Raw genomic sequence first — 10283 nt, forward strand, 5'->3', positions numbered from 1 at the left:
CGTGGCGGCGGGCTACGCGCTGAACCTGCCCCTGCGCGTCGTGCCCGGCGGCACCGGCGCGGCGCCCGCGCCGCTGGTCGGCCTGGACGGCTCCGCCGCCCGGATCGAGGCCGTGAAGCTCGCCGACGACGGCTCCGGAGACGTGATCGTCCGGGTGTACGAGTCGCTGGGCGGCCGGGCGGACACCCGTCTGCGGGCCTCGTTCCCCGTGACCTCCGCGCGGGTGGACGACCTGCTCGAACGGTCGCTGGACCAGCGCCTCAGGCTCGACGGCGACGGGGCCGTGCCGATCACGCTCCGCCCCTTCCAGGTGCTGACGGTCCGGCTGGCGCGCCGATGAGCACACTCCGGGTCGCCACCCTCAACCTCTGGGGGACCAACGGCCCCTGGCCGCAGCGGCTCGACCTGATCCGCCGCGAGCTCGCCCGCCTGCGGCCCGACGTCGTCGGGCTGCAGGAGGTGATGCGCGAGGACGGCTACTGCCAGGCGCGGGAGATCGCCGACGGCCTCGGCTACGAGATCGTGTACGGCCCCGCCTGCGACCGCGACGGCCGGATCCAGGGCAACGCCGTCCTCAGCCGGTTACCCGTCCGCGAGCAGCGGGAGTTCGCCCTGCCCACCGGCGGTGAGGAGCCTCGGGCGCTGCTGTACGCGCTCCTCCAGAGCGAGCACGGCGACCTGCCCGTGTTCGTCACCCACCTGACCTGGCAGCAGTCGCACGGCTCGACGCGGCTGCGGCAGGTCAGACACACCGTGGCGCGGGTGGCGGAGCTCTCCCCCGCCATGACCCGGCTGCCGCCGGTCGTCATGGGCGACTTCAACGCCGACCCCGACTCCGACGAGATCCGCTACCTGCGCGGGCTCGCGGTCGTCGAGGGCCAGAGCGTCTACTTCGCCGACGCCTGGACCTACGGCGGTGACGGCTCGGCCGGAGCCACGTACGACCGGGCCAACGACTACGCCAGGCAGGCCCGCGAGCCGTCCCGCCGGATCGACTACATCTTCACCGGCGGTGACGAACTGCTCCGCGGGGAGCCGCTGCACGCGGAGCTGGCCTTCACCGAACCGGAGGTGCTCGACGGGGTCCGCGTCTGGCCCTCGGACCACTACGGCCTGGTCGCCGACATCGTCCTGGCGGCCCGCGAGGAGTAGGAGGCGCGCCGGAAGTTCACGAAGATCTCGGGCTTGGTCATCCTCCGGTCGTGGTCGGCGTGCGCAGGGTGCTGGTCAGCTCCGGGAGGAGTTCGCGTACGCGAGGGTGCCCGCGCCATCGGGCCAGGGTCCGGGCGAGCCTGCGGCAGTCCTGCCGGACGGTGGCGGAGTGGATCTCCCGCAGCGGCGCGAGCAGCGGGACCGTCAGCTCGCAGGCGTGCTCCACCTCGCCGAGGGCGGCGTAGGCCAGGGCCCGGCGCACGGCGTATCTCAGGCCGGAGCGCTGCGCCTCGGCCGGGATCCTGGCGATCTCACGGTCGAGTATCGCGCCCGCCTCCCCCGGCCGTCCGAGGTCGTACAGGCACCAGCCGGTCACGGTCGACACGGGGTCGGCGAGCGTGGAGGTGCCCAGGGCCGGCAGCGCGTCGTCATGGCCGAGGGGGTCCGCGGAGAGCAGCGTCCTGGCACGCTCCAACGCGCGGTGGCAGCGGGCGTGGTCGCCGACGAGCGCCAGGCCCTGCGCCTCCCGGACGGCGGCCAGCCCGCGTACCCGCGCCGGGACCGCCTCCGCCTGGGCCTGGCGGGCGAGCTCGACGGTCTGGTCCGGGTCCTCCCGGTACAGAGTGATCAGCGCCCGGCGGACCAGCGCGTAGGAACGCATCGCGGGGTCGCCGCCCGCCTCGCCCAGCTCCACCGCGTGGCTGGTCCACCACAGGGCGGCCCGGTCGTCGCCGGCCTCCTGCGCCATCCAGCCGGTGTACTCCGCGAACCGGGCGGCCAGCGTCAGCAGCCCCGGCCGGGCCTTCGGCGGAGCGGCGCCGGCCATGCCGCGAAGGGTGGCGGTCTGCGCGATGAGCGTGGGCAGCAGGACGCCGGGGGCCACCCGCTGCCCGTACTGCCTGATCTGGTCGAACCAGGACCGGAACGTGGCCGCGCCGAGAGCCGCGTACGGCTCGCCGACGTGCTCCGGCGCCTCGACCGCCAGCCCGCTGATCGACGAGGCGCCCGCCGCGAGCAGGATCTCGCGGCGCGTGACAGGCACGAACCACCCCCCGCCGGCGGAGTCCAGGCCCATCATCCACACCTCTCCGGCATCGCCGAGGGCCAGGTCGGTCCTCCGCGCGGGAGTCGCCAGGCGTACGAGCTCGCCGCCCGCGTCGAGAGCCGCGTCGCACAGCCGGGCCAGTTCGGCGGTCGGCCGTTTCTGTCCTGTTTCCACCTTGCTGAGGTGCCCACGGCTGTAATGGGTCCGTCCGGCCAGGTCGCGCAGCGATATTCCGACCGCCATTCGGCGGCGCCTCAACTCGGCACCGAAATGGTCTCGTTGTTCGCCCATGGAGTATCCGGGTTTCCCGTTTCCTCTTGTACGGACGACCGCCCCCGGCCTGTCCACCGGCCCTTTCCGGCGCGCATGCTCGGCAGCGTTCGCCGCCACCATATGCCGCCCGGCCCCCGAAAAGAACGAGGAGCCGTCGACGGACGCCGAGGCGGGCGAGGGGCACTGGCGGCTCGGCTTCGACGCCGAGGAGGAGACGCCATCGCCTCCCCCTCGGCTCGCTCCGGTCTTCAACGAGGCCGTGCGCCGGCGGCGCAGGAGCGGGCGCCGCGCACGGGGGCGTCAGGCGGGGTTCTTGGCGTGGGTGAGCGTCTCCCAGCCGAGGAAGTGGCTCGTCCCGGCCGGGCGGCCCTGCTCCACCAGCCGCTGCGTCCGGGACATGCCGATGCCCAGGCGGGTGTTCAGCGCGTTGAAGCCCACCTCGAACACGGGGCCGAGGCCGAGCTTGACGCTGCCGCCGCACAGCCACGACGGCGCCGGCTCGCCGAGCTGGAGCCCCGCGTGGAAGCCCATGGCGTGCCTGAGCCGGTCCTTGCCCTCGGCGTAGAGGTCGAGCCCCTGGTGCCGCGCCGTCTCCGCCACGTGCGCGGCGGCGGCGATGCCCCAGCCGGTGTGCCCGAAGTCGCGGCAGGTCTCCTGGGCCAGGCCGTCCACGAACGTGGACTGCCCGTGCCAGTAGCCGATGATCTCGGCCTCGGTGTCGTACTTGCTGCCCGGCCGGGTCTTCGGCAGGGCCCCGTCCGACTTGAGGTACACGTACGCGGGGAGCCTGTTGCGCCAGAGCTGCACCGCCTTGTCGAACGAGGCGCGGTCGTCGAGGAACACGGCGATGCCGATCGTCGCGTCCGTCATGATCAGTTCCCAGTTGCCGTTGGTGTTGGCGCTGCCGTTGACGACCGCCGGCAGGTAGACGGTGCGCAGCTTGGTGGCGAACCTGGCGGCGTTCGGCCAGCTCGTGTACGTGTGCTTGATCAGCTCGGCCGCCCGCGAGAAGGACGCGCCCGACCAGCCCGTCTGCAGCGGAGCGTTGTGGCCGGTGTGCTGGGTGATCACGGCCGACCAGGCGTCCATGATCTCGATGGCCTTCCTGGCGTGGCGGGCGTCCCTGGTCAGGTACCACTGCAGGGCGTGGGTGTAGGCGGCCATGGCGTCGTTGCGCTCGTCGGAGCAGCCGTGATTGGGGTTGGAGCTGGGGCCGCACTCCACGTTGGCCCGCGGCTTGGCGGTCCACGACAGCGACGCGAAGGTGCTGGCCCGGAGCGCGCTCCAGGCCGACTTCCACGGCTCGGCGCCGAGGTTCGACCGGACGAAGTCGAGCTGTGCCCTGCTGACCAGGACACCTGGATGGTTGAACGGAGCGGCCTGGGATGCCTGAGATGCCTGGGCGGCCTGGTGGGGGGCGACGATGGCGGCCGCGCTCAACAGCACGGCAGCGGCAAGGCGGAGGCGCATGGGGGGTTCCTTAACATCGGAGGGCTGCCTTGTCCCGGCCATCCAAGCGCGGCGCCAGACCGGCCGCAACGACTTTAGGAAAGTTTCCTAACACTAGAGGCGCCCCCACCGCCGATGCCACGGGGCGGCATTTCGGCCGCCGACCAGCGGCGCGGGGCCACGTCCGCGGCAAGGCAGGAACCCATGCATGTCGGCGTCACCGGAGCCCATGAAAGGTCGGACGTGCGCCCGGCCGCCGACCCCCCTCGCGGCGGGCGAGAAGTTTCACCCAACTCGCAAGTAATGTCAATTATCGACATATGTCATGAAACTCCCTTACTGTGCAGCCGATGCCCCCCAACGAGGAGCCCGCCATGACCTTCGCCCGCACGCGATTAGCCGCTCTCGTCGTCACCCTCGCAGCCCTCCTGGTCGTCGCTGGACAGCCCGCCGTGGCCGAGCGGGCCACCCCCTTGTCCGCCGCGTTCGACCGCGCCGCGGCCGAGCACGGCGTGCCCCGCGACCTGCTCGTCGCCCTCGCCCACGCCGAGACCCACCTCGACGGTCACGCCGGCGAGCCCAGCGCCAGCGGCGGCTACGGCGTGATGCACCTGGTCAGCAACCCCACCACGCACGCCCTGGAGAAGGCCGCCGAGCTCACCGGACTGCCCGTGGAGAGGCTGCGCGCCGACGACGCGTCCAACATCCTCGGCGGCGCGGCCGTCCTGCGGGCCCACGCCGACGAGCTGGGCCTCGACGAGGCCGCCAGGAAGGACGCCGGACGCTGGTACCAGGCCGTGGCCAGGTACGGCAACGCCTCCTCCCCCGAGCTGGCCCGCCTGTACGCCGACGCCGTGTACGAGCTGCTCGGGCTCGGCGTCAAGGCACGCGGCGTCACCGTCGAGCCGCAGGAGATCACGGCCGACCGCGGCGAGCTGGCCAAGGCCCGCGACCTCAACGCCCCGGCCGAGGTCGCCGGCCCCGACTACCCCGACGCGGCCTGGGTGGCGGCCCACTCCGGCAACTACACCGCCTCCAGCCGCGAGTCCACGTACGCCGTCGACCGCGTGATCATCCACGTCACGCAGGGCTCGTACGCGGGCACCATCTCCTGGTTCCAGAACCCGAACGCCAAGGTCTCCGCGCACTACGTGGTCAAGTCGTCCAACGGCGCCGTCACCCAGATGGTGCGCGACAAGGACATCGCCTGGCACGCGGGCAACTGGAACTACAACACCCGCTCCATCGGCATCGAGCACGAGGGCTGGGTCAGCGACCCGTCCTGGTTCACCGACGCGATGTACCGCTCGTCGGCCGCGCTGACGCGCCACATCTGCGACAAGTACGGCATCCCCAAGGACCGCGCCCACATCATCGGCCACAACCAGGTGCCCGGGGCCACGCACACCGACCCGGGGCCGCACTGGAACTGGACCACCTACATGAACTACGTGACCGGCGGCGGCGCCACGCCGTGGTCGGTGACCGTCGACAACGCCACCTCCGGCCAGTTCACGGCCAGCGCCAACTGGGGCACCTCCAGCTTCTCCACCGACCGCCACGGCGCCGACTACCGGTTCGCCGGCCCGGTGGCGGCCAGCGACCCGGCCTGGTTCTCCGCGAACATCCCGAGCGCGGGCACGTACCGGGTGGAGGTCTGGCATCCGGCCGATCCGGGGTACAACAGCTCGGCGCCCTACATCGTGGCGACGTCGAGCGGCAACCAGACCGTCTACGTCGACCAGCGCTCGGGCGGCGGGGCCTGGCGCGCCATCGGGACGTTCTCGCTGTCGGCGGGGGCCAGGAACGTGGTGGGCGTCAGCCGGTGGACCTCGGGAACCGGCCACGTCATCGCCGACGCGGTGCGCATCAGCCGCGTGTGACGTCAGGTGCGGGCCGCGGACGCTCGGCTACGGCAAGCTGATCACACAGTGGAAGGCGGGCGACCGACCTGACGGCTTCCTGTCGGTCGCGTCTCCTAAGCTCCCATGCCGTACCTGGACGATGGGATCTCTGCGGTGGACGCCTCGGTCGAGCAGCTCGTGTACGTCCGCGACGACGGCTACACCGTCGCCCGGATGAGCGCCGACAGCGGGCCCGGCTTCGTCGCCTCCGGGCGCGCGCTGGCCGGCGTCCAGCCCGGGGAGACCCTCCGGCTGACCGGCGCGTGGGGCGAGCACCCGCGCCACGGCAGCCGGTTCCAGGTCACCGGCTGCGAGCGGATCGCGCCGTCGACCGTCCGCGCGATCCAGCTCTACCTCGGCTCGGGCCTGATCCGCGGCATCGGGCCGAGGCTCGCGCACGCCATCGTCAGCCACTTCGGCGAGGAGACGCTGACGGTCATCGACACCGGGCCCGAGCGGCTGACCGAGGTCGTCAACATCGGCCCGGCCAGGCAGGCGCAGATCGTCGAGGCGTGGAAGGAGCAGAAGGAGATCGCCGCGCTGATGGTGGTCCTGCAGGGCTTCGGCATCAGCCCGCTGCTCGCCGCGAAGATCTACCAGGTGTACGGCGCCGACTCGGCCGCCATCCTGGCCTCCGACCCCTACCAGCTCATCGGCCGGGTCCGGGGCATCGCCTTCCAGACTGCCGACCGGATCGCCCTGCAGTCGGGCGTGCCCGAGCGCAGCCCGCAGCGGATCAAGGCGGCGGTCCTCGACCGGCTCGACAGCGCTGCCGTCCGGGGCGGTCACTGCTTCCTGTCGATGACCGCCCTGCTCACCCAGACCGCCGAGCTGGTCGAGCTCGACCAGGAGCTGGTGCGGCCGATGGTCGACGCTCTCACCGCCGAGCGGCGGGTGGTCGTCGAGGCCGCCCCCGACCAGGTCGTGGTCTACTCCAAGGAGCTGCACGCCCGCGAGGTCAAGCTGGCCGAGGAGCTGGGCAGGCTCTGGCGGGCCCGTTCGACGCTGCCCATGCGACCGTTCCAGGAGGACGCCGGGCTCCACGACGACCAGCGCGCGGCGGTCAACATGGCGCTGACCAGCACCGTGTCCGTGCTCACCGGCGGGCCGGGGTGCGGCAAGAGCCACACCGTGCGGGTGATCGCGGCGACGGCTCGGGCGATGGGCAGCACGGTGACGCTGGCCGCGCCCACCGGCAAGGCGGCCAAGCGCCTGTCGGAGCTCACCGGCCTGCCCGCGATGACCGTCCATCGGATGCTGGCCCATCAGCCCGACCCCGACGCGCTGTTCGACCAGGCGCCCGCGCAGGCCGACCTGATCGTGGTGGACGAGGTGTCCATGCTCGACCTCCACCTGGCCACGCGGCTCTGCTCGGCGATCCCCTCGGGCAGCCACCTGCTGCTCGTCGGCGACGGCGACCAGCTCCCGAGCATCGGCCCCGGCAGCGTGCTGGCCGACCTGCTGCGCGTCGAGGACGTCCCGCGGGTGCGCCTCACGCGCGTCTTCCGCCAGGCCGAGGACAGCGGCATCATCGGCAGCGCCCACCGGATCCGCGCCGGGCAGCTGCCGCCGCTCCCCGGCGGCGGCGGCTTCTGGTTCGAGGAGCTCGACGACCCGGCCGCCGTGGCCGAGCGCGTGGTCCACCTGGCGACGGTGGCGATCCCGCGCAAGCAGCGGGTGGACCCCGGACAGGTGCAGGTGCTCTGCCCGATGCGCAAGGGCGCCGCCGGCACCGCGGAGGTCGGCCGCATGATCCAGGAGCGCCTCAACCCCGCCCGCGACAGCACGCCCGAGCACTGGTACGGCTCCTCGGTCTACCGGGTCGGCGACCGCGTCATGCCGATCCGCAACAACTACGACAAGGGCGTCTTCAACGGCGAGACCGGCACGGTCACCCGCGTCATCCCGGAGGACCGCCTCCTGGAGGTCCGCATCGACGAGGGCGACACGGTGACCTACGGCTTCGACGAGCTCGACGACCTGACCCACGCCTACGCCATCAGCGTGCACCGCTCGCAGGGCAGCGAATACCCGTTCGTGGTGGCCCCGGTCGTGGCCGAGTCGGGCGGCGTGATGCTGCGCCGGCGACTCCTCTACACCCTGGTCACGCGGGCGCGCTCGTGGGTGGTGCTGGTGGGCGAGCGCAAGGCCCTGGAGCTGGCCGTCCACCGCCTCGGCCACCGCCGCAACACCGGCTTGGCCCGCCGCCTGTCGCTCGCCTTCGAGAGCTGAGGACCTGTGCCCATACGGCGGCGACCTGGGCCCTCAGCCCCGGCCGCGGGCTCAGCGGTAACCCGTGGCGTCGGCGGGCTTGCCCGCGTCCTGCACCTCGTCCATGTAGCGCCAGGCGTCGGGCCGCGAGCCGTCCACGTCGGTGAAGCCGTACTCCTTGGCGAGCTGCCCGGACGACAGCGACTGCCCGCTCCACCGCATGACCTCGGGGTCAGCGGCCAGGGCCGCCACCGCGCGCCCGGTGTAGCGGGGCGACTCGGAGACCACGAAGTGCGGCTGGATGGCGGTGGCGTCCTGCCAGTTCTCCTCCGCGACCTTGAAGATGTCCAGCATCATCTCCGAACGCAGCCACCCCGGCGTCAGCGCCACCGCGGCGCAGCCGTACTCCTTGAGCTCGTGGGCCTGCGCGTACGCGAGCCTGATCACGGCGGTCTTGGCCAGGTCGTAGAAGAGCGAGACGCGGTAGTTGCGGTCGTTGTAGTCCTTGGTCCCGTCGGTCATCTCCACGACGAGGCCGCCCGGGGTCCGCTTCAGCAGCGGCAGCGCGTAGTGGCTGGTGATGATGTGGGTGTCGATGGCCAGGCGGAGCATCCGCATGCCCTTGTCGAGGTCCTGCTCCCACAGCGGCGTGTTCCACTGCGCCAGCGGGTCGCCGCCCCAGACGTCGTTGACCAGGATGTCCAGCTTCCCGTGGTCCCGCTCGATCCGCTCGACGAGGGCGCGGACCCGGTCGCGGTCGAGATGGTCCACTCTTACCGCGATGCCCTGGCCGCCTGCCGTGTTCACCAGCTCGGCGGTCTCCTCGATGGTCTCCGGCCGCCCGTACTCGGAGCGCTCCCGCCGGGTCGTGCGCCCGGTGACGTAGACGGTGGACCCGGCCGCGCCGAGCTCCACCGCGATCCCTCGTCCCGCGCCCCGCGTGCTCCCGGTGACCAGCGCGACCTTGCCCTTCAACGTGTCAGTCATGGGTCCAAGGTGACAGGAATACCCGACAACGAGTGTCATCTTTTCGCGCTGGTCTCGCGGATTCTCGGGCGGTCCGCCTACTGCGCCGGCTCCTCGTGGTGCCACGGGATGATCACCGGCTCGGACGGGAGTTCTCCGGCGAGCAAAGGTTCCAGGAGGGTGGCGAGGTCGAGCGGGACGATGTGCTCGGTGGTGGTCCTGAGGTCGTCGAGCGGCCACCAGTGGAACGCGGTCACCAGCGACCGTTCGAGCTGCTCCATGCCGGAGACGTCCACGGTCGCCTCGGGGGCGCGGAGGAAGAAGTAGGAGTCGCTGGCGAGGAACCGGCGGCCGTCGTCGCTGGTCCAGTGGCCGGAGCTGACGGCGACCACCGGCCCGAACTCCTCTGGGGCCACCACGAGGCCGGTCTCCTCGCGCAGCTCTCGGGCCGCGGCGGCGTTCAGGGGCTCGCCGGGCCGGACCCCGCCTCCCGGGGTGAGCCAGCGGGCCGGGCTCCGGGCCGAGCCGAAACCGTGGAACAGCAGGACGCGGTCCAGGTCGTCGGCGAGGAGGATGCGGGCGGACGGGCGCGGGATCGCTTCGGGCATGGGGGCGAGCATAGGAGGGGCGCGGCGGGGTGGCCATCGCTTCAGCCGGAGATGGGAGGATAGGCGGATCTTTCACGCTGGCATCTGAACTCACTTGGGAAGGCCGGTTGTCCTCGCTCCCCTCCATCGCGGCCGCCCGCCGGTCCGAGGCGCTGTGCTGGTGGTGGGCGGCCCTCGCCGTGACCGTGTGGCGGCTCGCCCGGCCGTACGTGCTTGAGCTGCCCCCGCTCCGGGCGCGCGCGCACGACACCTGCGCGTGGTTCGGCAGCGAGCCGTCCGCGCCGTGGATGTGGGAGCTGTCCAGCCGGCTGGCGGGGGTGCAGGCGGGGTTCGCCCTGGTGCTGGCGGTGGCGGTCGGGCTCTGCGGCTGGCTGGTCGCCGTGCGCGGGGAGCGGGCCTGGGCGCGGCTGTGGGCGGCGCTCGCCGTCGCCGGGCTGAGCTCGTTCGACTACCTGCTCCAGCGGGCGCAACTGCTGCTCGGGTGGACGCCTGAGGGCCTGGACTGCTCGGCGCACCCGGACTCGGTCCATGCCCTGCCGCCCTCGCAGGTGGTCTGGACGTTCGCGCCCGTCGTGCTGGCCATGATCGGGGCCTGGCTGGGCGGCCGGCCCGCCCGCCCGCACTCACGGGCGCGCTCGCCCCACCGGTCGTGGTGGCCGGTCCTGGTGGCCGCCG

9 protein-coding genes are annotated in these 10283 nt (G+C 72.5%); 5 read left to right on the forward strand and 4 right to left on the reverse strand.

Features of this window, described 5'->3' with window-relative positions; translation table 11 throughout:
• Together DQW85_RS33720 and DQW85_RS33725 are read left to right on the forward strand one after the other, a co-directional pair.
• Positions 1-340, forward strand: a 340-nt coding sequence (locus DQW85_RS33720) for a glycosyl hydrolase-related protein (RefSeq protein WP_240197591.1), incomplete at its 5' end; no start/stop codon positions are given.
• Positions 337-1152 (forward strand): endonuclease/exonuclease/phosphatase family protein, encoded by an 816-nt coding sequence (locus tag DQW85_RS33725; protein ID WP_113703815.1) that lies wholly within the window; start codon positions 337-339, stop codon positions 1150-1152. The genes DQW85_RS33720 and DQW85_RS33725, both read left to right, overlap by 4 nt.
• A 37-nt stretch (positions 1153-1189) precedes the next feature.
• On the opposite strand, the gene DQW85_RS33730 is transcribed toward DQW85_RS33725, so the two are convergent.
• Positions 1190-2488 carry a helix-turn-helix domain-containing protein gene (locus tag DQW85_RS33730; protein WP_113703816.1) on the reverse strand — a complete coding sequence of 433 codons (1299 nt, stop codon included), beginning with the start codon at positions 2486-2488 and terminating at the stop codon, positions 1190-1192.
• A gap of 282 nt (positions 2489-2770) precedes the next feature.
• Positions 2771-3940 carry an alginate lyase family protein gene (locus DQW85_RS33735; RefSeq protein WP_113703817.1) on the reverse strand — a complete coding sequence of 390 codons (1170 nt, stop codon included), beginning with the start codon at positions 3938-3940 and terminating at the stop codon, positions 2771-2773.
• 329 nt (positions 3941-4269) lie between these two features.
• On the opposite strand from DQW85_RS33735, the gene DQW85_RS33740 reads away from it, so the two are divergent.
• Together DQW85_RS33740 and recD2 are read left to right on the forward strand one after the other, a co-directional pair.
• Entirely contained in the window at positions 4270-5802 is a 1533-nt protein-coding gene (locus DQW85_RS33740; RefSeq protein ID WP_240197593.1) for a golvesin C-terminal-like domain-containing protein, read from the forward strand.
• Between the two features lie 105 nt (positions 5803-5907).
• Positions 5908-8055, forward strand: coding sequence for an SF1B family DNA helicase RecD2 (gene recD2, locus DQW85_RS33745; protein WP_113703818.1), 2148 nt, complete (start codon positions 5908-5910; stop codon positions 8053-8055).
• 51 nt (positions 8056-8106) lie between these two features.
• Here the strand turns inward: recD2 and DQW85_RS33750 are convergent, their stop codons facing one another.
• Both DQW85_RS33750 and DQW85_RS33755 read right to left on the reverse strand, forming a co-directional pair.
• A complete protein-coding gene (locus tag DQW85_RS33750; protein ID WP_113703819.1) occupies positions 8107-9021 on the reverse strand; it encodes an SDR family oxidoreductase in 915 nt (304 codons plus the stop codon).
• Between the two features lie 77 nt (positions 9022-9098).
• The gene (locus DQW85_RS33755; protein ID WP_113703821.1) at positions 9099-9608 is read right to left on the reverse strand and encodes an NUDIX hydrolase; all 510 of its coding nucleotides are present in this window, start codon (positions 9606-9608) and stop codon (positions 9099-9101) included.
• Positions 9609-9715: 107 nt separating this feature from the next.
• On the opposite strand from DQW85_RS33755, the gene DQW85_RS33760 reads away from it, so the two are divergent.
• On the forward strand, positions 9716-10283 hold a 568-nt coding region (locus DQW85_RS33760), incomplete at its 3' end, for a hypothetical protein (RefSeq protein WP_162795587.1).

The organism is Nonomuraea lactucae (genome assembly GCF_003313395.1).
Classification (GTDB): domain Bacteria; phylum Actinomycetota; class Actinomycetes; order Streptosporangiales; family Streptosporangiaceae; genus Nonomuraea; species Nonomuraea lactucae.